This is a genomic window from Bradyrhizobium sp. USDA 4474, assembly GCF_054057515.1.
The window spans coordinates 6,959,024-6,978,369 of sequence record NZ_JBSRZJ010000002.1 but is presented as its reverse complement, the minus strand read 5'-3'; the positions used below and the strand labels follow the sequence as shown (position 1 = coordinate 6,978,369).

24 protein-coding genes are annotated in these 19,346 nt (G+C 58.1%); 14 read left to right on the top strand and 10 right to left on the bottom strand.

The genetic code is table 11. The annotated features are described in order from the left end of the window. Nucleotides 1–238 precede the first annotated feature (238 nt). Both ACVW16_RS34455 and ACVW16_RS34450 read left to right on the top strand, forming a co-directional pair. Entirely contained in the window at nucleotides 239–436 is a 198-nt protein-coding gene (locus ACVW16_RS34455) for a hypothetical protein (RefSeq protein ID WP_456802594.1), read from the top strand. Further along, on the top strand, nucleotides 405–2,531 hold the full coding sequence (locus ACVW16_RS34450) for a P-loop ATPase, Sll1717 family (protein ID WP_456802593.1): 2,127 nt from the start codon (nucleotides 405–407) through the stop codon (nucleotides 2,529–2,531). The genes ACVW16_RS34455 and ACVW16_RS34450 overlap by 32 nt, the downstream gene beginning before the upstream one ends. 233 nt (nucleotides 2,532–2,764) lie before the next feature. Here the strand turns inward: ACVW16_RS34450 and ACVW16_RS34445 are convergent, their stop codons facing one another. Further along, entirely contained in the window at nucleotides 2,765–3,328 is a 564-nt protein-coding gene (locus tag ACVW16_RS34445; RefSeq protein WP_456802592.1) for an ImmA/IrrE family metallo-endopeptidase, read from the bottom strand. Nucleotides 3,329–3,334: 6 nt separating this feature from the next. Next, on the bottom strand, nucleotides 3,335–3,691 hold the full coding sequence (locus tag ACVW16_RS34440; RefSeq protein WP_456802591.1) for a helix-turn-helix domain-containing protein: 357 nt from the start codon (nucleotides 3,689–3,691) through the stop codon (nucleotides 3,335–3,337). Between the two features lie 155 nt (nucleotides 3,692–3,846). On the opposite strand from ACVW16_RS34440, the gene ACVW16_RS34435 reads away from it, so the two are divergent. From ACVW16_RS34435 to ACVW16_RS34415, 5 genes are all read left to right on the top strand, one after another. Continuing rightward, the gene (locus ACVW16_RS34435) at nucleotides 3,847–4,275 is read left to right on the top strand and encodes a hypothetical protein (RefSeq protein WP_456802590.1); all 429 of its coding nucleotides are present in this window, start codon (nucleotides 3,847–3,849) and stop codon (nucleotides 4,273–4,275) included. Then, a complete protein-coding gene (locus tag ACVW16_RS34430) occupies nucleotides 4,275–4,781 on the top strand; it encodes a hypothetical protein (protein WP_456802589.1) in 507 nt (168 codons plus the stop codon). The genes ACVW16_RS34435 and ACVW16_RS34430 overlap by 1 nt, the downstream gene beginning before the upstream one ends. Before the next feature lie 2 nt (nucleotides 4,782–4,783). Continuing rightward, nucleotides 4,784–5,323, top strand: a complete 540-nt coding sequence (locus ACVW16_RS34425; protein ID WP_456802588.1) for a Mov34/MPN/PAD-1 family protein — start codon at nucleotides 4,784–4,786, stop codon at nucleotides 5,321–5,323. Further along, nucleotides 5,314–6,912, top strand: coding sequence for a ThiF family adenylyltransferase (locus ACVW16_RS34420; RefSeq protein WP_456802587.1), 1,599 nt, complete (start codon nucleotides 5,314–5,316; stop codon nucleotides 6,910–6,912). The genes ACVW16_RS34425 and ACVW16_RS34420 overlap by 10 nt, the downstream gene beginning before the upstream one ends. 80 nt (nucleotides 6,913–6,992) lie before the next feature. Continuing rightward, nucleotides 6,993–7,607 (top strand): hypothetical protein, encoded by a 615-nt coding sequence (locus ACVW16_RS34415; protein WP_456802586.1) that lies wholly within the window; start codon nucleotides 6,993–6,995, stop codon nucleotides 7,605–7,607. Here ACVW16_RS34415 and ACVW16_RS34410 read toward each other — a convergent pair. Further along, nucleotides 7,600–7,830, bottom strand: a complete 231-nt coding sequence (locus tag ACVW16_RS34410) for a hypothetical protein (RefSeq protein WP_456802585.1) — start codon at nucleotides 7,828–7,830, stop codon at nucleotides 7,600–7,602. The genes ACVW16_RS34415 and ACVW16_RS34410 overlap by 8 nt on opposite strands. Nucleotides 7,831–7,866: 36 nt before the next feature. Continuing rightward, complete coding sequence (locus tag ACVW16_RS34405; RefSeq protein ID WP_456802584.1) at nucleotides 7,867–8,733, bottom strand: RES family NAD+ phosphorylase; 867 nt, start codon at nucleotides 8,731–8,733, stop codon at nucleotides 7,867–7,869. Nucleotides 8,734–8,809: 76 nt separating this feature from the next. Here ACVW16_RS34405 and ACVW16_RS34400 point away from each other — a divergent pair, with 76 nt between their 5' ends. The 3 genes from ACVW16_RS34400 to ACVW16_RS34390 all read left to right on the top strand — a co-directional run bounded on the left by ACVW16_RS34400 (nucleotide 8,810) and on the right by ACVW16_RS34390 (nucleotide 10,682). After that, nucleotides 8,810–9,502, top strand: a complete 693-nt coding sequence (locus tag ACVW16_RS34400; protein WP_456802583.1) for a hypothetical protein — start codon at nucleotides 8,810–8,812, stop codon at nucleotides 9,500–9,502. A 119-nt stretch (nucleotides 9,503–9,621) separates the two neighbouring features. Continuing rightward, nucleotides 9,622–9,981, top strand: a complete 360-nt coding sequence (locus tag ACVW16_RS34395; protein WP_456802633.1) for an SOS response-associated peptidase family protein — start codon at nucleotides 9,622–9,624, stop codon at nucleotides 9,979–9,981. Nucleotides 9,982–10,058: 77 nt separating this feature from the next. Next, on the top strand, nucleotides 10,059–10,682 hold the full coding sequence (locus ACVW16_RS34390; RefSeq protein ID WP_456802582.1) for a hypothetical protein: 624 nt from the start codon (nucleotides 10,059–10,061) through the stop codon (nucleotides 10,680–10,682). Nucleotides 10,683–10,694: 12 nt separating this feature from the next. Here the strand turns inward: ACVW16_RS34390 and ACVW16_RS34385 are convergent, their stop codons facing one another. Then, nucleotides 10,695–11,315, bottom strand: coding sequence for a hypothetical protein (locus ACVW16_RS34385; RefSeq protein ID WP_456802581.1), 621 nt, complete (start codon nucleotides 11,313–11,315; stop codon nucleotides 10,695–10,697). Then, on the bottom strand, nucleotides 11,312–11,734 hold the full coding sequence (locus ACVW16_RS34380) for a type II toxin-antitoxin system prevent-host-death family antitoxin (RefSeq protein ID WP_456802580.1): 423 nt from the start codon (nucleotides 11,732–11,734) through the stop codon (nucleotides 11,312–11,314). Before ACVW16_RS34380 ends, ACVW16_RS34385 begins: the two co-directional genes overlap by 4 nt. Nucleotides 11,735–11,964: 230 nt before the next feature. Between ACVW16_RS34380 and parS the strand changes: the two genes are divergently transcribed. Together parS and ACVW16_RS34370 are read left to right on the top strand one after the other, a co-directional pair. After that, the gene (parS, locus tag ACVW16_RS34375) at nucleotides 11,965–12,447 is read left to right on the top strand and encodes a type II RES/Xre toxin-antitoxin system antitoxin (protein ID WP_456802579.1); all 483 of its coding nucleotides are present in this window, start codon (nucleotides 11,965–11,967) and stop codon (nucleotides 12,445–12,447) included. Continuing rightward, on the top strand, nucleotides 12,444–12,956 hold the full coding sequence (locus ACVW16_RS34370; RefSeq protein WP_456802578.1) for an RES family NAD+ phosphorylase: 513 nt from the start codon (nucleotides 12,444–12,446) through the stop codon (nucleotides 12,954–12,956). Before parS ends, ACVW16_RS34370 begins: the two co-directional genes overlap by 4 nt. Nucleotides 12,957–13,206: 250 nt before the next feature. Here ACVW16_RS34370 and ACVW16_RS34365 read toward each other — a convergent pair whose 3' ends face one another. Further along, nucleotides 13,207–13,788, bottom strand: coding sequence for a hypothetical protein (locus ACVW16_RS34365; protein ID WP_456802577.1), 582 nt, complete (start codon nucleotides 13,786–13,788; stop codon nucleotides 13,207–13,209). Nucleotides 13,789–13,899: 111 nt separating this feature from the next. Beyond that, nucleotides 13,900–14,793 (bottom strand): phage exclusion protein Lit family protein, encoded by an 894-nt coding sequence (locus ACVW16_RS34360; RefSeq protein WP_456802576.1) that lies wholly within the window; start codon nucleotides 14,791–14,793, stop codon nucleotides 13,900–13,902. 225 nt (nucleotides 14,794–15,018) lie between these two features. On the opposite strand from ACVW16_RS34360, the gene ACVW16_RS34355 reads away from it, so the two are divergent. Next, nucleotides 15,019–15,993, top strand: a complete 975-nt coding sequence (locus ACVW16_RS34355; RefSeq protein ID WP_456802575.1) for a DUF4238 domain-containing protein — start codon at nucleotides 15,019–15,021, stop codon at nucleotides 15,991–15,993. Nucleotides 15,994–16,235: 242 nt separating this feature from the next. Here the strand turns inward: ACVW16_RS34355 and ACVW16_RS34350 are convergent, their stop codons facing one another. Beyond that, nucleotides 16,236–17,138, bottom strand: a complete 903-nt coding sequence (locus tag ACVW16_RS34350; RefSeq protein ID WP_456802574.1) for a hypothetical protein — start codon at nucleotides 17,136–17,138, stop codon at nucleotides 16,236–16,238. Nucleotides 17,139–17,292: 154 nt separating this feature from the next. Between ACVW16_RS34350 and ACVW16_RS34345 the strand changes: the two genes are divergently transcribed. Then, the gene (locus ACVW16_RS34345; RefSeq protein WP_456802573.1) at nucleotides 17,293–17,961 is read left to right on the top strand and encodes a hypothetical protein; all 669 of its coding nucleotides are present in this window, start codon (nucleotides 17,293–17,295) and stop codon (nucleotides 17,959–17,961) included. 297 nt (nucleotides 17,962–18,258) lie between these two features. Here the strand turns inward: ACVW16_RS34345 and ACVW16_RS34340 are convergent, their stop codons facing one another. Further along, nucleotides 18,259–19,272 (bottom strand): phospholipase D family protein, encoded by a 1,014-nt coding sequence (locus ACVW16_RS34340; RefSeq protein WP_456802572.1) that lies wholly within the window; start codon nucleotides 19,270–19,272, stop codon nucleotides 18,259–18,261. Nucleotides 19,273–19,346: the final 74 nt, after the last annotated feature.

Below are 19,346 nucleotides of genomic sequence, written 5' to 3'. Positions count from 1 at the left end.
GTGAACCCCTGTTGTTTCGTATTCCGACTGCGGCGACGAGCATAACGCGCCCCCTAATAAAAGGCCCCCTACTTCGGTTGGGCGCCTTTTTCCAGTCCTCTAAGCGCCGGCAGTAACAACAAAGGATCGCGGCGGACTTAGAATCCGCCGCGAAATCGCAGACCGAACGAAACATGAATCAAGCCGATCGTCGGCGAAATGGGCCCCGCAAGGCCGAACGTTAAGCGGATGCGAACTCATGACGACAGTTTTCGTAGCGTACGCCTCGGGCAACGACTTTCATTCCGATCTCATCAAGAAGGCCTGCAAGGATGCGAGCACGCCGGATCGCCGGGTGACTCCCTGGTGCGAGCTTGATACGTCCGGTTCGCCCATCGCCCGCTCCGTTGAAAGCTGGGTCGAGGATGCCGAACTCGTTCGTTGCCGACATCTCTAGGGTCAATCACAACGTCACCTACGAGCTGGGCTTCGCGATCGGCCTCGGGTTGCCGACGCGGCTGATTCGTTCGACCCACGAAAACTTCCAGCCCGTCCGCGACGTCGGCCTTGTCGACACCCTCGGTTACGACGGATATGACTACGAAAAGCCGCTGACCAAGATCCTCAGCAAGGCCGATGAGACGTCGCGCTGGGGCGACGTGGCCAAGCATAAGGATCAGCCTCTCTTCATTTTGCAGCCACCGACTCCGACCGCATCGAGCCTGCGGACGACCAGTGCCGTCAAGAAGGTTGCGCGCATCAAGTTCAGGAACTCGAATCCGGCCGAGATCAGCCGCCTGAATGCCAGCGAGGCCTATGAGAACGTTGTAAGTTCGTTCGGCGTAATCGCGTTCTGGATCGACGGCACGTCGGACGAGGCGATGCGCAACAACCAGCGGGCCGCTTTCATCTATGGTGTCGCTCAAGGCCGCGGGATTCCCGCCCTTCTCATCGCCCAACAGTCCCAGGCGTTGCCACTCGATCTCCAGGACAAGGCAGACCGATGGTGGAAGCTCGAGGACATCGACGACCTGATCGCGACTTTCAGGACGACCGTCGCCGACACGCAAAACGAGTTCGTGACCGTCAAGCAGCAGACCGAAGGCCTGCTTGAGCGTCTGAGCTGCGGAGATCCGGTCGCCGAAAACGAAGCGGCGGCACTCGCCGACCATTTCCTGGAGACCGACGCCTATCGCCGAACGCTCGGCGGAGAAGCGAACGTCCTCGTCGGCCGCAAGGGAAGCGGCAAGACGGCGGTCTTCCTACAGGTCCGCGATCGTACGCGAGCCAGGAAAGAGAACATCGTCATCGACCTGATCCCGGACGGTCACCAGCTCGTCAAGATGAAGGAATTCATCCTCGACAAACTGAGCCGCGGAACGCGGAAAGAAGTGATCGCGGCATTCTGGGAATACGTGCTCTGGCTCGAGATTGCCTACAAGCTCCTCGAAAAGGATCAGGTCAGGGCTCTCAGGGATCCGCGCCTGCTCCCCGGCTACATCAAGCTGAAGAATCTGTTCGAGTCCCGGGTCGACACCGGCGTTGGCGACTTCTCCGAACGCCTCAAACGCCTGTCTCAGAATGTGATCGATCGTTTCGGGAAAAGCAGCATCGTAAACGACGACCTGCAGCAGATCGACTCGAGCAATGTGCTGGAGGCTATCTACGGGCAGGACGTACGGCTGCTGCGCGAAGAGGTTATGGGGTACCTGAGGCTGAAAGGCATCGTGTTCTTCCTGTTCGACAACCTCGATCGCTTCTGGACACCGGGCGGCTTCACCGACGACGACGCGCTCATCGTTATCGGCCTGGCAGAATCCATGCAGGAGATCGCGCGGAAGTTCAGCCGCCAGAAGCTGGACTTCTCCTGGGCCATCTTCGTTCGCAGCGACGTCTACGAATTTCTGGTCCGCGGAATGGCGGACTACGGCAAGCTCGCCGTCCAGAGCCTGGAATGGACCGACAGAGCGCTGATGAAGACGCTTTTCGAAGACCGGCTCCGGTCGAGCGCCTCGCAGATCACCGGAGATTGGCCGTCGATTTGGTCGCGAGCCTCGGTCTCAACCGTCAAGGGCAAGCCGGTGCTGGATTTCTTGATCGACGGCAGTTTGATGAGGCCGCGGTATCTCATCCGCCTTTTCGAGACCGCTCGACGCCGTGCGTTGACGTTTGGCCGCGATCGGATTGAGGAAGAAGATTACTGCCAGGCGCTGGCCGAACTCGGCTGGCAAGTGCTGGAAGACCTGGACCGCGAGATTTCCGATCTTGTCATCCAGGGCGCAAGCCTTCTGTTCGAGATCGTGCAGCAGAAAAACGGGCTGACGCGCGGGAAAATCAAGTATATCGCCGGCAAGAAAATCCAGAATAGAGAAGATGTCGACAAGCTTATCGACGTGATGCTCTGGAACGGAAGCCTGGGCGTGCTCGACAACGGGGCCCCTCGCTACATTTTCGACGTGGGATACAAGCGGCAGTACCTCGCCTCCCTCATTCGCGACGACGACTCCGTCGAATTCGTGCTCCACCCGACGTTGCTTGCGACTGGGGGCTAGGTGACAGGAAGAAAGTCAAAAACCAAGCCAAGCGAGCCGCTTGAGCGGGAGTGGATGGACCAGTGGTGGTCTGAAATTACTTTCACTTTGACGATCCATATGCGCGCGAGAGATTATTTGTTGTGAATGCGAATTTGGCGTACGGTAGTTTTCCCGGTGCTGGGACATCAGGTTGAGTACCAATTAACGATCGCGCACGGCAGCGCGCACGATGCTGATACGAAACTTGGGGATCAGCGGTCGGAGACCCGTCGCATCTGGATGTCCACGCCTGTCATACGCAAGCGATATTCGCAAAGCGCTTTGCTCACGCCATACTGAACGCCGATCTCCGCGGCGTTTCTTCCGCGCGAGCGGAGGCGAAAGATGCCCTCGCGCGGAAGAAGGAACGATCCGGCATACCAATCGGCTTCCTGTTCCTGCTCATCGGAAAAATCGCTTAGGAGCATAAGGCCCGATGGCGAAACCTCGACGCGCGCAGGAACATGCCTGAGTTCGATATGGGCGAGCTCATGCATCAGGTCGTAGCGTTGCCGGGTTGCGGCATGTGCCGGATTGACGACAACGCCGAACGCGCCATCCTCCTGTATGGTCATGGCGGACCAGCCGTCCTGATCGATCTCCGTCAGTTGCCGTACGGCGGCGGCAGGCAGGTCCAGAACTTCAAAAGCGAGAACGGTGATGCCCAGATGCTCGGCGTAAGCCCATGGGTTGAAGGGAACGGTCGTCGACAGTCCGAGCAATTGCCTCGCTGCGGCTGCTGACTTCTCTGCCTGTGCTTTAAAGCCACGCCGCAAGGGACTTCACCGCCCGACCAGATCCTCGCGAGCGCGCATTGCGCGCTGAGCTGCCAGGATCAGCTCGCCGAGTGCCTTCGCAGTCTCCATCTGGACCGTCTTCTTCTTCTTGAAATGGACGACGGCACGGCGTGGGCCAGCGCCCTCCTGCGCCTCATTTGTCTCCATGCCGAGGAATTCGCGCGGATCGCGCTCAATCCATTTGCAGAGCGCAGCGAAGGTTTTGAGATCGGGCATGTGGCCGTTTTCTACCCGGGACAGGGTAGCCGGGCTTACGGCGGCTTCAGCGGCGGCCGCGCGAATGCCGCGGCTCCCTCGCTTAGCGGCGACCAGCCTCCCAAACTCCTCGATCGTCAGTGACATCCACGCTCCCTCGCGCGAGCCGCTGCCCGCCTTGACGGCGGGGCGAACAGGCGCTAATGTTTCATTAGTGAGACAGATCGTATCATGCCCGATACGCCTTATCTCTGCAACGGCGGTCTGTCGGTCAATGTGCCACCAAACGACGAGGATTCGCAATGTCTGACGGAATGCACGGTGAAGACGGTTTGAAGACGCTCGAACAGATCATCGAGAAGCTGGAACATGCGGAAGTGCGCCTGACCAAGCTTCGTCTCGAAGAGGCTGAAGTCGAGCGCGAAATCCAGGAAGCGCTCGAGGAGTTGAAAGCCTCTGAGCACCATGTGGTTGAGGTTCACGTCGTTCATGTGAACGACGTAGAAAAGACATCGTTCAAGGCGCATATCGAAGCGACGCTGCAGGCGATCTGGGACAAGGCTTACCGCAAGCTCGACATCCCGCATCAGCCGAAGGACGTGTTCCAGACCGGCGGCGAGCATCCCAAATCCTTGATGAGCCACCTGTCCCTTTCGCTGAAGGAAGCGAAGGAAACGGGAATCATCGAGAACTACCACTTCGGCATTGCCTCCGAGACTGGGGGCGCCTGATGCCGGCGGCTATCCCGCCCACCATCGATGTTCTGGCCGGCGCTGCCGCGCTCGATCAGGACATTCCTCGCGTCCTTTCCCTGCTCGGGGCGGAGAGCCTCGAGCAGCTCGGCTGGTCGCGCTTCGACAAGCTGACCCTGCTGGTGCCGATGTGGGGCAAAAGCGGGACGACGCGCGACGACTATTTGCTGCGCCTGGGATTTCAGGCCTATCGGCGTTGGCCGCCGAGCGCTCTGTTCGTCAACCCAAGTACCCTCGCCTACCAGTACCCAAACGATCAGAGGTGCGTCCCGCGCCTGACGAGCGAAGAATGCCACACACACACGGCATACGAGAAGCCGGGTGGCGGCCGTATGCAACTCGTCTGCTGCTCGGCAGTGCTCGAATTCTACGAGGTTCTGCACGACGTCAAGGACGACCATGCCTGGCGCCCGACTGATACGTTCTACAAGACCATCATGGCGATCCAGAAGGCCTTCGGCTCGAACTATAGCGGGAGATCATGACGATGGACGCCGAAGACAACCTGCGCCGCCCGGCACCGAAACGCCCCTACGCGCCTGTTGATCAAGTTCTGAAAGTTTCGGCCCAGGCGTTGGAGACAACGTTGTCTTTGCTGCAACGTGCCGGGGATCGCGAGAGCGGCCTCTTCTGGTATGGTGATCGTGACGCGGCAGGGAACGGGGTCGTACGTCACGTTGCGGCCCCCCGTCAGGCGATGAGTTGGGGAAACTTTCATATCGCGCCCGAAGCGCTAGCTGAGATCGTGCATCGCCTTCCTCAGGGGTGCAAGCCGCTTGCCCAAATCCACAGCCATCCGGGCGTAAGGGTCGAACATTCGAATTACGATGATCGCATGATGAGCAGCCGGCGCTCTCTCTCGCTGGTGTTTCCCTCTTATGGCGTGTCACGTGCGGGCTTTCCCGAGGGTGTCGGCGTCCATGAATGGCAGATCGATTATTGGCATCTGCTCGATGAGACCGCGGCCCGCCGCAGGATTGTTGCGACCGATGGATCCGTCACGGTGGAGGATCTACGATGGCCGTAGCCGCCGCAATCTCCGACAGGCACCTGCGTGCGGCTGAAGGGTTGTCGGAAAAGCCCTTGCATGTCGCGCAACGCGTAAGGATCGCGATGAATGCTGCGTGGGCTTCATCCAGGGCGGGACAACTTCTCGCGTGTTGCCTCATCAATCTGTTGGCGCGTCAAGTAGACCTCGTCAGCGAGATCGAGATCCTCATCCCGACGGTGCCGACCGTCATCAGGTTACCGAATGGCGATCTTGCGGACGGCTCCTTGGACCAGACGCTTGTGCGGATCGCCGCATGGGCGGTTGACGACCGTGTCAAAGTATATGCCGCGCAAGCACCCGGGATCGATGTCGACATCACGATCGCGATCGGAGACGATGTGGGCGACGACAAGGGCATCACCATATTCGCCATAGGCGACGGCTGGAAAGCGTGGGTTGGCGTGCCCGCGCACGCGCCAAAAGGAATTGTCCCCAACAAATCGAATCCGCTCGGACCGTTCCTAGCTGCGGCTTTAGCCGCCGGCGAAGTTTTCAAACGTGGTCGAGGGCTCATGCGGGGCCGCTTTCTTGAGGCGAACGGCTATTCCCTGTGGACGGGCCAGCAGTCCGATGGTTGGGACGATTTACCGGACGGGCCTGACCTAAGTGGCAAACGGCTGAAGCCGCTTCACGTGGTGGGCGCCGGCGCCGTCGGTAACGGCCTTGCTTACATTCTCGCTTATGCCGAACTTGCCGATCCTTATGTAGCTGTCATTGATGACGATACGTATGACACGACGAGTTTGAACCGGTGCTTGCTCGCCGGTCATGACGATGTCGATGATCCCAAGGTCGAGGCGATCGAAGCATCGCTGATTAAACATGGCGTTGGAGCTTACGGGTTCGAAGGCACGATCAGCCGCTATCTCACCGGTGACCGGACAGGCCTTCGGTCCGACCTCGCACGCCAGGCGAGCGACCTCGCCTTCGATCTTGTCGTGTCTTGCGTCGATCGCGGTGTCTCGCGGCAAGACATCCAAGGGCTAGCACCGTCTTCACTCTTCGGCGGCAGCACGTTGCGGCTTGGCGCGCGGTCTGATTTCTATCCAGATCGTCCGGGAGCGGCCTGCCTCTCATGCTTCAACCCTCCGGAACAAGACGGTGAGAGACTGCGGGCGCTCGAGAAGAAGCTTCGCGAGCTCAACGAAGCGCAGCGATCTGCGTTCCTTCATGAACAGGGGATCGACCCGGCCGTTGTTGAGGCTTATTTGGCCAGTCCAAAATGCGGAACGCTGGGCGAAGCCGCGCTGCTCGACCTGGCCACGCGATCGCCGGGCGAATTCTCGGTCGGGTTCGTGTCACTCGGAGCCGCGATCTTGCTCGCATCGAAGCTCTTTCGACAGGTGCTTCTTGGAGCGCCATCAGAAGGCGGCGACATCAGCGCCTTGAACTTTCTCAATGGCGGCCTCCAGAGTTCGTTTCTCGCCGCGGATGACCATTGTCATTGGGATTGCAAGCAGCGTCGCGCTAACGGCGAGGGATCGATGCCGGATGGCCGAGACGCGCGTATCCATCCGGTACAGGCCCCTATGCCTCGATCATCTCGTCCAGTGACAACGCTTTGAAAGTCGCTACGATATTGGTCATGCAACCTCCACGGATGTCAGCCGGAGGCTAGGCTTTGCGCCGAAGACGGCCAAGGGACTTGGCGGGGTATAACGGGGGCGGAATGGCGACGAGGATCAGAGCGAGGGTTCAGGAGACCCGGCATGTGCGCCCGCACAACGATCTCGATGGAGCAGCGCTGTATCTCCAGAAAGTTATCAGGGACAAGCTGGCGGCAAAGATCGAGGATAACCTGTTCTATGACTGCATGGCCTGCTCGACCATGATCGCCTTCACTTTCGAGGCCTATCTCAACTTCTTCGGCGCCGAGCTTGTCGAGTCCTGGGATGAGTGGTGGGGCATCGACAAGAAGGAAAAGACGGTATTTAGGGCGCTTAAGTTCAAGCCCGACTGGAAAGTACGCCCGTTCAGCAGCATGCGAGCGATGAAGGAGCTGCGCAACATCTTCGCTCATGCGAAGCCGCAGACATTCGAGATGGACGAGGTTGTAGAAGCGGATGTCGGCGAATTGGACGGCAAGCGGTATGATATTGGCCCGCAGTGGGAGAAGGACTGCATGCCCGAGCCCGTCCTCGCCGCCTATCATGACCTGAAAGAAGTCTGGAGAACGATGTTCGAGGCTTCAGGGCTGACGATGTTTGCAGCCATGGACCACGGTGACGGCGGCATCACCTTCATCGAGCACGTCAATTGATAGATGGGTCAGGCTTAAAGCGCTCTCCGCTCCGGTTGAATCCGCTTCCCCCGGTGAGGATGAGGATTTTGAATGCGACTTCTTTGTCGCTGCTGAAAATGCATCGGCCTTCACTGCACCAGCCCGTCCACCACACATCGCCGAACCCTTCGGCATGCTCAAGAGCGTTCTTGAAGCCATCTTCACAGATATCGACGACGCACCACTGCTCTGACTCGTTCATGGCTTTACAATCAAAAAGGCGTCTAGCGATCGCCACTTAACCCTTCGCGGCGGTAGCTTTCGATTTGCTTTCATCGGTGACACGCTTGGGGCTAACGAAGTATGTATTGCCCGACTCTCTGAAGTCGAAGCGGATTGAATTGGCACAGTAGAGGCCGCAGTTTATTACGTCGGCGTCAGCGAGATTGAAGAGTGCTAGATTGTAGCCCTTGTCAGTCAGCAGGCTCTTGTAAACGATCCCATCAAAACCAGCCGCTTTGAAGAGTTCGGCTAATATCTGCGTCGCGACATATTCCCTTGCCTCCACGTCTTTGCTGACAGGGGTCGCAAACGCTTGATCTAGGGCAATCCATATGCCGTCGTCCCGAGTAAGATCTGATTTGCCAATCACCTTGACAAAGCTTCCCTTAGCGTGATGCCTTGAGCAGTCGATGACAGTCAACTCACGATTGACCTGAAGCTGCGCAAGAGAAATGGTCGCGCCAATCCATGGCCGGACTTCGGCAAGTGCGGTGTCGCGATCATCGGCGACGTACAAGCATGGGATGCCGCGCGGATTTGCCCTGCCTTCACTTTGCCAATTAGGGATAGGCTTCATCCCTTCCGCTCTGTAAGGCCGATCCTCTTCGACGACTGCTGTGATTTCGCCATCAGTTTGTTCTACTTCCTGCCATTCACACCCCAGCCGTGCTCTCCAAAAGATGCGGTCCTTCGGAATAGTGAGCTTCCGACCGGGGCACGACGTCAGCACCTCATCAAGGAAGCCGTTGGCAGACGGCGATCGAACGTAGCGCAGGTCAGACTTAACGGACTGCACGAACTGGCCGTAGCTGTGCCAGCCCTGCCAAGCCGGTCCAAACCAGTCTTCCTTGTGGTCGAGCACGTTGATAGTACCTTCGGTCATGCCTCGCTCCCTCGCACTGTGATAGTATGCCCTAACAGGCGCTGATCAAGCCGCGAACGTAGGAGACGAGAGTCGGATGGGTAACCCAGCACACTATAGCCGCGAAGTACCAAGCCGATGTTTGCAGCTCATCGACGGCCTTTGGCCTTGTGTGGAGGGGGTCTTTCAGGCGGACCGGCGCGACCTCGGCCCTCTCACCAGTACATTTTTGATCTCGATGTCGTATCCAATCGTCAATTTGCCGATTGAGAGGATCGAACGGCACCGTTCTAGCCAAGAGCAAGGGTATGCCGACGATAGGCATGTTGACCCACACCTCGCGGCGACGGTCTGGCGAGATCTGGGGGGCCAGAAGTTGAAGGACACTCCCTTCTTTGCGCCAGACGTGTGGAGCTATTGCCAATCCGAGGTGTTTAACATCTCGAGCGGTCTGCCGGAGCAATATGCTGAAATACTAGCTTCGCCGCTGGCGCACGCCAGCGCTGGCGATCTGGAGACTTCAAAATGGTGCAGCGCTCTGAGGAACGCGCTGGCCCATGGCGGAATCGCTTACCTCAATGGCAACGGTCGCTATGCCTATGAAGCTCCTGTGAGCATGTATCTGTTTGTTAGTGGACGCTATCGCAAAGAGAAAGAGAAGGATCGACCAGCGCTGGTCGGGCTCAATCTCCTTAGAATTAAGGAAGCCGACTACCGGAATTTCCTCCGAAGCTGGATAAATTGGCTGCAGGTTTCCAAGATTGAAGCAACTCTAGATGATGCCGCCTAGTTCCGAAGCGCAAGTCGCTGCTTTCAGGTGTGTCGCGGCTCCGAATATTGACCCCTTTCGGCTTCCAACATTGACCCGGGCTCACTGCCGCAATTCGAAATGGATCCAGGCGCTACTGCATACCAGACGGGGTCATTGTTTGGCGCCGATCGGGGATCAAAGACCGCGCCGATCCAGAGCTCGCCTGCTTCGCCGGCATCTGGACCAATTGGACGTCCGTCCGGAAGGTCAAGGAAGGCGAGACCACCAACGACATCTACGCATTCCTGACGACGGAGCCGAACACCGAGGTCGGCGCCATCCACCCGAAGGCGATGCCGGTGATCCTGACGACGCCCGACGAGGTCGAAACCTGGATGACCGCGCCCGCCGAGGAGGCCCTGAAGCTGCAGCGGCCCCTTCCGGACGGGACGCTCCGGATCGTCATCCGCGGCGCAAAGGAAGACCCCGGTGCTGAGGCGCAGCAGCCGCTCCCCTAAATGTTGCGTGGCGCTCCATGCAACAACTACAATCAAGTTCGGCCCCTTCTGAGACCGGTCAGCCAGGGAGATCGAATTTGTTCTATCTCATCAAGCTGCCCGAGGAGACCTCGGGCTACGTCAATCTCTCGATCGCCTCCGACTGGCAGATATGGATCCGTAACTGCCTTCCGGCGGGTCTCCATAACGAAGTGCAGCGACGACTAATCTCCAACCTCAAGCACGTTCTCGTCGCACTGGAGATGAAGGCCGCTTTAATCGTTCCTCACGCGCAGCAAGGAAAACTGCTGTTCGAGTCCTACTTCCACATGCTCAACTTCGAATTCTGCGTCGGTGTGTTTTCGGTATGCGAAGGTCTGGGCTCGGCGCATTGGCTGAGGGAAAACGGCAAAGACGGCTCCGACGCCGGTAAGATCGGCATTGAAGATTGGCGATCATCACTGCAAAGAAAATTCGACGCAGAAGCGAAATTTGGTCTCGACGCCAACGTCGGGACCGTGAAGAGCGTCAGAGACAAGCTTCATCAAGATCGCTTGGGAGCCCGGGAAAACATCGACTGGCATGCCTTTTCGTATAAGGAGGCATTTGTGCCGGCGGCCAGCGTGATGAAATGCCTGCTGTCGTTTCGGGCTCGATCTGAGTCTCTCTGCTTCAATCGGAGTCTGCCGCCTCGGGAAATGTTGGAAATCGATCGGCTCTAACCGGCCTTCGGCCTATATCGCTCGGCGTACGATGAACGGATCATCGTCATCCTTCGATTCATCCGCGGTGATGACCTTCAAGACTGCCTGCCAGGCGTGCTCGGCCTCCGCGATTCCAAAGTGCACGTATAGTGCCTCGACGAACGCGCGGGTACCGAACACATCGAGGTTGATCCGGCGCATTCCCTTTAATGCGTCTCGCCCATCGGACTCGTCCATAAGCACGATGATTGTCTGCCGCGGCTGCACCTTGCCACGAAAGCTCTTCAGCGTCTGGATAATGCTGGCTTCGCCTAGATCGCGGGAATTGGGCTTCATCTCGGGATCCGAGCCCTGAGCTCTCCAGCCCTCCAACGCAAGTTGGTACGTTCTGTAGGTATCGGTTTCCACGCGGCGAATGCGGAATTTGTTCGCGGCGATCCACGAACGCGTGTAGGCAAGCCAGCGGCTCCGCGGATCCTTTCCCGAGTCCGGATCGCGCGTGACTTCCTCCATGACCATGTCGGTCATCCAGACCGTGCCGCAGGGCTCCATCAGCCAATCCAGGCGCTCAATCGCTGACAGCATCACAATCGGCGACGCATCCATGATTAGGAATATCGGATCTTTATCGCTGAACCCCTCACCGTTCACTTGGCGCCTCGAACAAAATGCTTTGCAAACCTGTCGGCTTCGCGGCGCACCAGGTCCTGGTTGATGCCAGCAGCGGCATCCTTTGCCATGTGATGGACGGCCTCGACCGGGTCGTGCTCGGGATAGCCAAGCACATCGTCGGGTTCAGGGCCGAACACTGTCGGCTGTCGTGCAAGCGCTTCGACCGGGACTTCTTCGCGAGCCTCGGTCTTTAACCTGCGGAATTCCTCGACCGACATCACTACAGCGCGCGGCTTACCGTGGCTGGTGATAACGACCGGCGCTTGAGCAGCGGCTCGTTGGATTTCACCGGACTGCTGCTGGAGGTCCAAAGAAGAAAATAGACGCATGGACATAATATGTAAAATACGTGTTTTTATCCGACCGTCAAGGCCCAGCTCTGGCCGACCCGCTTCCAACCTCGGCTGCGCAGCCCTAACCTTCTCTAGCCGGATTGACCCCGATGGAACCAAAATTTGGCTGGACTAACTCGGATGGAGCCAGAATAGGACTCGGACTGGCTCGCCTGCTCCTTCTGGCTTCCAGACTCAGATCGAATGCGAAACGACAGGGAGTGCCGCGTGGAGAGCCAGCTTGATTAGTCGCGACATGTGACGTATATTTAGCGACACGTGACGCGAGGGCTACTATGACTGCCACAGCCGAGAAACCGGCTCCAAAGGGGCCGGACAATGATCTGCAAAAGGTGGCCGATTTACTCGGCGGGCCACGCATCCTGTCGCGCCGGATCACAAGCGCCCTCGACGCCCACGAACTGCTGCTAGACGGACTGCCAGGCTCTGCGTTGACCCACTTCGTTCGTCACCTCCTTATCATTCAAACGGACTCGTTGGAAAAAGCCTTCGGAATGAGCCTTCGCACCTTTCAGCGACGCAAGGACGCTCCGGACAAGCCGCTAAGCCAGGAGCAAAGTGGGCGGACCTGGAAGTTTGCCGAAATCCTGGCCAAGGCCACCGACGTGTTCGGTTCGCAGGAAGAAGCCGAGCAGTGGCTCGAGCGTCCGGCCATCGGTCTTGACCAGCGTCGCCCGATCGACCTGCTTGCCACTCCGGCCGGCATCGAGCTCGTTGAACAGTACCTCACACGCCTCGCATACGGCGTCTATGCATGACGTCTTCTGTAGGGCCGTTGGGAGGCGGCAAGCTCATCGCTTGGCGCCTCGATCAGGCGCGCTTTGCGTCGACCTGGGATAGTGGCGAAGGCGCATTCCAGGTTGGCGGCCGGTGGAACAGCAAAGGCGTTCGTGTTGTGTATTGCGCGCTTGATCCAGCGACCGCGATACTCGAAGTGGCGGTTCACAAAGGCTTCAAAGCGCTCGACACTCTCCCGCACGTGTTGACCGCGCTTCATATCGCCGACGTGTCTGACATTCATATTGTTCGCCCTGCCGACGTTCCGAACGCCAATTGGCTGCGACCGGGCATCCCAGGCGCAGGCCAGCAGGCGTTCGGGGATGCGCTCCTGGCCAAGCACAAATTCGTCGTGATCCCAAGTGTGGTGTCCAATCACAGCTGGAATCTGATCTTCGACCCGACCAGGGCGAAAGGCGCGTACCAGCAGCATCTTCAGGAAGCGTTCGCGCTAGATACGCGCCTTCATCCTTCGACATCACCGCCCTAATTCTTTGCCGTAGCAGTACGATCTCGCCTGACCGACCAAGCGACTCCAATTGAACCCTAATTCTGGCTACCTGACTCCGATTGAACCAGAATAGACTCCGAAGGAGCCATAATCCCCAGACTGAAATTAATGGATCTTCTCGCTCCGAGACTCAGATCGAACGCGAAACGACACTGCTCAGCGCGAATGCCGCCGATGTTCCGGGGGTGACGAATCTGAACGCCGAATAGAAGCATCCGGCCCAGAACTATTAGCGCTTGCCGCGCGCGTCCTTCTTCCCTCGACCCGCCGCGTAGTGCTCAAACACCTTCTCGACCTCCTGATCGACGAACGCCCGCTCGTCGTCCCAGTCGAACTCGAGCTCCTCCGCCAACGTCAGAAAGCCCGGGCCCGGATGCGTGCGGCCTGGCGCCTTCCTGTGCACGATGACCGAAAGCAGGATGCCGTCCTTTTCGTAGCTATCTTCCGACACCCGCCCCAAAATCTTGCCTACCTTGGTGCGATCGGCGGGGATCGTCCTCGACAGACCAAGTGCATTCATCACCTGTTCGTAGAAGATGATGGTGCGAGCGGCGGCAACCTCTTCCAGGTAATCCCGCGCGATCCGGACTTGACGGTCGAAGGCCTGAGAGAGATCGATCAGTCCCTGCAGCTTGATACACCTCGTGTTCCTGATCTTGATCACCTCCAGCTGTTTGGTCGCGACCATCCGCTCTATGGCCGCTCGGGTCACGCCGCGGTAGTCGGCCGCCATCTGCAGGGAGACGACCGCCAACTCCGAATTCCGTCGGAAGGCATCCACGTATTGTTCAACGTTCTTGAACTCTACCATGACACATATCTGTTACGTTACAAATCCGGTACATAACGGATTTTGGGGGGCGAGTCCACCTTCCCGTCGGCCGGCTAGAGTCAGCGCCCGACCGCGGGTGGTTCGGGCTGACTAATGGGACCGCTGCCGAAGCTGCAGCACGGTCCAATCGAAAAGTTCGCCCGGCGTCTCGAACGTCGGAGGGACCTCCGTCGGAAAGAACAGCGCCTTGAACAGGTGGGCGACGACCTCGAGCGCGACGCTATCTTCCGCCGCTTCGAAGTAGGACGCGACCTGCATGACCCGCGCGTAGGCTGGAGGATGCTTGGTGTCGCCACCGACAGGTGCGAACAGCAGCAGCCAAGCCAACGCGACCCCGACCGCCAGGATCCTGAACTCGCGCAGTCGAGGGTCGGGCACCTTCGCGAAGACCCACTTGGCCGCGAAATCGTCGGCCTCTTCCTCGTCCTTCAAGCTCCGCGCGCTGTCCACCTCGTGGCCCAAATAGACGTGCCCTACCTCGTGCAACAGGATCCAGGCGACCGCGCCGAAGAAGACGTTGTTGATCTCCCGCACCACCTGCAGGCCGGAGTTCACATCCGGAGGCATCAGGTCGTCCGGCCACGGAATATCGACCTGCCGCAGCTTGCCTGCGTAGTCGAGATACCCGCGCAGTTTCTCCATCTCCCTTCCGATGTTGACCGGGCCTTCCGTGGACCCGCGATTGGCCTTCACGACGTCCAACAAAAAGACGCCGAACAAGGCCATGCACCACACCATCGCCAGCCCAGAATAGGAGACGGCGATGCTCCGATCATCGGGATTTGCCAGGAAGGGTTGAACGCCGCCGACAGGGGCGCCCTTCTTGGCAATCAAATTCCATAAAGCACCGCCGAAAACGTCAGTCGTCAGTTCAGCTGCCCGCTCCGGAGCGATGTTAAGCGGGTTGCCGCCAAGAAGCCGGAAGTACGGCTCCATCAGCGCCGCCGTGTCGTTCCCCGGGAGGGGATTCGTAGGGGTGGTCATTTCAGTTTCGCCCTTCGGTATCAGTTGTCGATGTTCTTACTTATAGAACTTCGACTCTTGGCTTCGCCGGGCGACCTAGCGCTTCCTATTTTGCAACATTTGTTGGCGGTTCGGGCGGTTAGCTGCCCTGCCGGAGCAAAATCGGCAACGTCCGGTGCGGCTTCCCCTCTGATGGGACTACCCCACGGGCGGTATGATCTACAAAGGAATAAAGGAGTCTGGATAGTGGCCAAGGAAGCAAAAACGGCGGAGCCGAAGTCGCACCATTACGTCCCCCGCTTCTACCTCCGGGGCTTCACCGGTAAGAAAGGGAAGCTGTTCGCAGTCAACCGTTCGACCGGGCATTCCTTCCGTCCGCCTCCCGAAGGTGTGGCGGCGGAGAACCATTTCAATCGGATCGAGCTGGATGGAATGGACAAGAATGAACTCGAAAAGGCGCTCGCTGAACTCGAGGGGGAAATTGGGCCGGCTCTTGAACGAGTGAAAGAGGCAAAGTCGCTCGCCGAGGAAGAGGACCGTGCGCACATCATGAATTTTATGGCGGCCCTTGCGCTACGCAACCCGTCCACACGAAACGCCCTCAGCCAAATCCACGATCAGTTGGCTCGGCTTCATTTCGCCGCGCAATTCGGAACTCAAGCCGCGGTCGATCAGGCAGTTGCCGCCGGCATGCTCGTGAAGGGCACGTCGGTTGCAGAGATCCAGGAGGTCCTGCAGGACGAAAGCTTCCCGATGCCGAAGCCACTGATCATGGCATTCGAAATCGACATGCACGACCCTGTCACCGAAAAGCTCTGGCACCGGAAGTGGCAAATCGTCGAGGCGAAGGAAGGCACGTTTGTCACGACTGATGACCCTATTTGTGTGCGATGGAAAGACGGCAAAGGTCCCGGAGGGTTGTCGCCGGGATTCGCCCTGAAGGACACCGAGGTCATTTTCGCACTCTCGCCTACCCTTTGCCTACGTGGCTCGTTCGAAGGGGAAGAGACCGTGATCGAAGCCGACGCTAATGCAGTCGGTGAGATCAACAGCTTTATCATCGGCAACGCGCGAAATCAGGTCTATGCGCGCGACCACGAGTTCAAATTTAAGAACGAGACAGGGGAGCTGCGAAGCGGCGCCACGCTTGAGCAGGACAAGCGGTTCCTGGACTCAGTTAAAGAAACTGAAGGGAAAGTCGTGGCCCTGAAAACCAAATAGACCGCAATGCGTCCCGTTCCATGGACCGTCGCGGCTCCGACCACCCAGAGCATCTTTAGTGCGACTATGACCGCATTTCCAGCGCGACTATGAACCACGAGACGAGTTTTAAGTTCAAACAAGTCGTCTCGTTCTGTTTTCTCGACGAGCACGCCGTCTAAGCGCTCCACGAACCAAAGCGCTGATCGAGTCCCGGATAGCGCAGGTAGGACTTTAGCGCGCTGCAGGATGCGTGCGCGCCGTCATTTTTTGTCGGTACAGGATTGGTGGCTCTCCTGCACCAGAGCCCCGACAGAAATTGAGTACCGATGGTCCGCCGAGTTGGAGACTGACACCGTAAGGGTGTTTATAGGGAAATCCGGGACCTCTGGATCATTGAAGCCAAAGCAAGGAAAGCTATACCTCGCAAACTGAAACTGCGAATTACCAACACTCAGAACCGGCGAAAATCGCATTGGCTTCAGCTCGAGGTCCGCTCCATTCATAGCCACCCTGATTAGTTGAGTTGTCTTGAGCTCGGTTGTCTTATCAACAACCTTCTCTCTGTACCCATCATCGCGGAATACGTTCTCGACCACGTTTACGACGATTCCAACATCAACCTTGGTAGCGGCACCGATAGAGAACGGAGCATCCGCAACATTCAGGAACGCGTCCTGCGGAATTTCGCAATGGAGCTTTTGAGAAGTTGCGGGTTGACTCGTATCAGGTGAGCAATCCAACTTCTGCGCACGTTCCTGCATTAAGCCCACTCGGAGCAAGGCTGTCAGAACGGGAGCCCGCCCCTTTCCTATCGACTGGATGGCGTCCTTAAGCGCGTTGTGGCGCTCGTCGAGAGCTGCGACAAGCGCCGGTTCGGTCCCCAGGAGCCGATGAATCTCGAGAAGCAACAGGGGACTATCAGTCGCAAGCTTCAGTAGCCATCCACTCGCGAAGATGATCGGGATTGCTGTAATCCCGATCCAAAAGCTTTGGTCCTGGTAAAATTTCTTCTTTCTTTGCGCCTCAAGGCCCTCAACTCGGGTCTTTAGACCTTCCAACTCCCTTGTCAGTGTGACGAGGGCGAGAGGGGAATCGCTAAGCAGGTTCGGATCTGGGCCGCGAGCTTCGGCTTGGTCATCGACTGACGCGTTATCGTCAGACATGGAACGCCGCCCCGTTGCGTTGCCTGGATCATACAACCAAACCCTACATCAAGTCGCACGCGCTTCACAACAAGAATCCACAGAACCTTGCAAGGACAACCTCCACTTGCTATCATGATTGTGTGTGTCGCGCCTTGGCCCGAGAGACGCCTCCATGAGATTGCCTGTTGGTAGTGTCGCTGTTCTTGCCCTCATCTTACTTATTCCGCACTCAGCTAACGCGACCTGCTTAACCGATGCAGCCGACTTCGCGCAGCGAATCTGCGGCGAGGTGAAAACGCGGGGCAGTTCGACGCTAATTAAAGCGGATGGCCAGTTGTCCGCGGACGCGAAGGGTCTTCTTCGACAGTTCCTTGGTTCAGCAGGCGCCGCGCTTCAAGGTCAAACGGAGCTCACCACCTACGAGAACGTACTACAACAGCAACTGGCTGGCGAACTCGTGGACGTGCGACAGTGCGGGATTCAGATGGCCAAGGCCGCAATGGATCAAGCGTGTACAAAGGCTCCGAATTACAAAACGTGCGCCAACGCCGCATTCGGAATCGCCGGTTGGGAAAATCAAGAAACACTTCAGGGTACGTCAGGTTGGCGCGGAGGTGGCTATAATCCTGGCGCCTATTGTACTGACTTCACGAACGGGGTTGTGGCAAGTCGCGGTCTTGGCAGCCAACCCCATGTTGTTGAAAACGTGAAACCGGGAGAGGAACAACGGAGGACCGGTTTTTTAAATTCAGTCGCGGAATACAATTATCATTGTTCGATCACTTTACGCTGGAATCCCATTTACAATCAGAAGGCTGACCCGCTTTGCGGCATTGAATAATAATGACCGCCCGACCTTTTTCGTAACAGAGCGCATGCGCCTCTGAAGAGATCCTCTTGCGATCAGCGCCGCAACTTGCTTGCGCAAGAGGCGATCAAAAGAAACTAGTCTCCTTCTTTGCCTTCGACCTCCCTACCGCGCAGTAGTGTCCTCCTTCCTTCGCTGTCCCATTATCCATCGAGACGGATCTGACAGCGTGCTGCGACTGTTCTATTTCGCTCACTTCGCCCCCGACAGGAAATGAGTGGCGACTGTAGCACAAGTCATCGACTTTTTCCCGCTCACGGCGTTATAGCTTTAGGTGCCCCGCAGGCGGGATAGGCCGCAGATTCTGGCGACCGCACCGATCTCCAGTAGCAAGCCGCGACGTCTCCTCGTCGCCTTGAAAAGACGCCCCCCATTTTTCTCGATGAGTCGCTTTTCCTCGTCGGAAAGCCTGAAGGAGCGCGAGCCGACGAGCACCGAGCGGGTCCGATAGGCGAACTGGACATCGCTTTGGGAAAGCTTCACGACTCCGCCTCCCCATACACGATAGATGCCTTCGAACTTCGGCTTTCTGCGGCCCATGTAGGAGCAATCGATAAGCCACGCGCCTGCGGGCATTTTGTGCCAGTCCTCGTAGGCGGCCATTGCGCTCGAGTTCACGACTAGGCCGTCGGTAAAGCGCTCCGTGCGCCTAAGATCCCTCCATTTCCGTTCCGCGGCCGCAGCCTCGCGGCTCACGTCTTCGTCGTACATCGCGAGAAATATCTTCTGGTCGCGAAAGGCCGCGGGATCCTCGACAAACGCCTTCAGCAGCGTCTTGCTTTCAATCGAAAGGACCTTGGTGGCCTTCGCGCGCTCCTTCCATTTGACGTCCGCGTCCTTGAGGCCCTGGTCCGTGACCGGCTTCGCTTGCTTCCAAAGACGATCAAAATGGAGTCCGACGCTGCGAAGTAGATCTTTTTGGTCGAACCAAAGGTTGGCTTCCCGCCATCCTTTGGCTGCTGCGGAATCTATGACGAGACCGTTGCCGGAGGCGTTGGACGAACCGATCACCGCGGCTTCCGGCGACCAGTAGATCTTAGCATGAAGCTGCGGGTGGGTCTTTACCTTGAACTTCTTCTTCGATGCCCGAAGCTTGCGGATTTCCTTCGGATTGCATGCGCCGGACTCGAGATTGCAGAGTATGCGTCCGCTCTTTGCACCCTTTAGGGACAGCGTCTTGGCGCCGTCCGTCCCCCAGAATGCAACGGCGACACGGAGGTCCTTGCAGCCCTTGGCGATCTTCCGGATCGGCGCGATGACGCTTTTTTCGTCGTGGAATTTCATCATTTTCCGCCCGGTGCCCCTTCACGCCTGTGACAGGAAACGTTCAGTACATTGCAATGCAGCTTGGCGGTGCG

Bases quoted from the DNA above. Each gene is read 5' to 3' on its own strand.
- ACVW16_RS34455 (WP_456802594.1), top strand. From the start codon at position 239: ATGACGACAGTTTTCGTAGCGTACGCCTCGGGCAACGACTTTCATTCC.
- ACVW16_RS34450 (WP_456802593.1), top strand. From the start codon at position 405: ATGCCGAACTCGTTCGTTGCCGACATCTCTAGGGTCAATCACAACGTC.
- ACVW16_RS34440 (WP_456802591.1), bottom strand. From the start codon at position 3,691: ATGTCACTGACGATCGAGGAGTTTGGGAGGCTGGTCGCCGCTAAGCGA.
- ACVW16_RS34435 (WP_456802590.1), top strand. From the start codon at position 3,847: ATGTCTGACGGAATGCACGGTGAAGACGGTTTGAAGACGCTCGAACAG.
- ACVW16_RS34430 (WP_456802589.1), top strand. From the start codon at position 4,275: ATGCCGGCGGCTATCCCGCCCACCATCGATGTTCTGGCCGGCGCTGCC.
- ACVW16_RS34425 (WP_456802588.1), top strand. From the start codon at position 4,784: ATGGACGCCGAAGACAACCTGCGCCGCCCGGCACCGAAACGCCCCTAC.
- ACVW16_RS34420 (WP_456802587.1), top strand. From the start codon at position 5,314: ATGGCCGTAGCCGCCGCAATCTCCGACAGGCACCTGCGTGCGGCTGAA.
- ACVW16_RS34410 (WP_456802585.1), bottom strand. From the start codon at position 7,830: ATGAACGAGTCAGAGCAGTGGTGCGTCGTCGATATCTGTGAAGATGGC.
- ACVW16_RS34405 (WP_456802584.1), bottom strand. From the start codon at position 8,733: ATGACCGAAGGTACTATCAACGTGCTCGACCACAAGGAAGACTGGTTT.
- ACVW16_RS34400 (WP_456802583.1), top strand. From the start codon at position 8,810: ATGGGTAACCCAGCACACTATAGCCGCGAAGTACCAAGCCGATGTTTG.
- parS (WP_456802579.1), top strand. From the start codon at position 11,965: ATGACTGCCACAGCCGAGAAACCGGCTCCAAAGGGGCCGGACAATGAT.
- ACVW16_RS34370 (WP_456802578.1), top strand. From the start codon at position 12,444: ATGACGTCTTCTGTAGGGCCGTTGGGAGGCGGCAAGCTCATCGCTTGG.
- ACVW16_RS34365 (WP_456802577.1), bottom strand. From the start codon at position 13,788: ATGGTAGAGTTCAAGAACGTTGAACAATACGTGGATGCCTTCCGACGG.
- ACVW16_RS34360 (WP_456802576.1), bottom strand. From the start codon at position 14,793: ATGACCACCCCTACGAATCCCCTCCCGGGGAACGACACGGCGGCGCTG.
- ACVW16_RS34350 (WP_456802574.1), bottom strand. From the start codon at position 17,138: ATGTCTGACGATAACGCGTCAGTCGATGACCAAGCCGAAGCTCGCGGC.
- ACVW16_RS34345 (WP_456802573.1), top strand. From the start codon at position 17,293: ATGAGATTGCCTGTTGGTAGTGTCGCTGTTCTTGCCCTCATCTTACTT.
- ACVW16_RS34340 (WP_456802572.1), bottom strand. From the start codon at position 19,272: ATGAAATTCCACGACGAAAAAAGCGTCATCGCGCCGATCCGGAAGATC.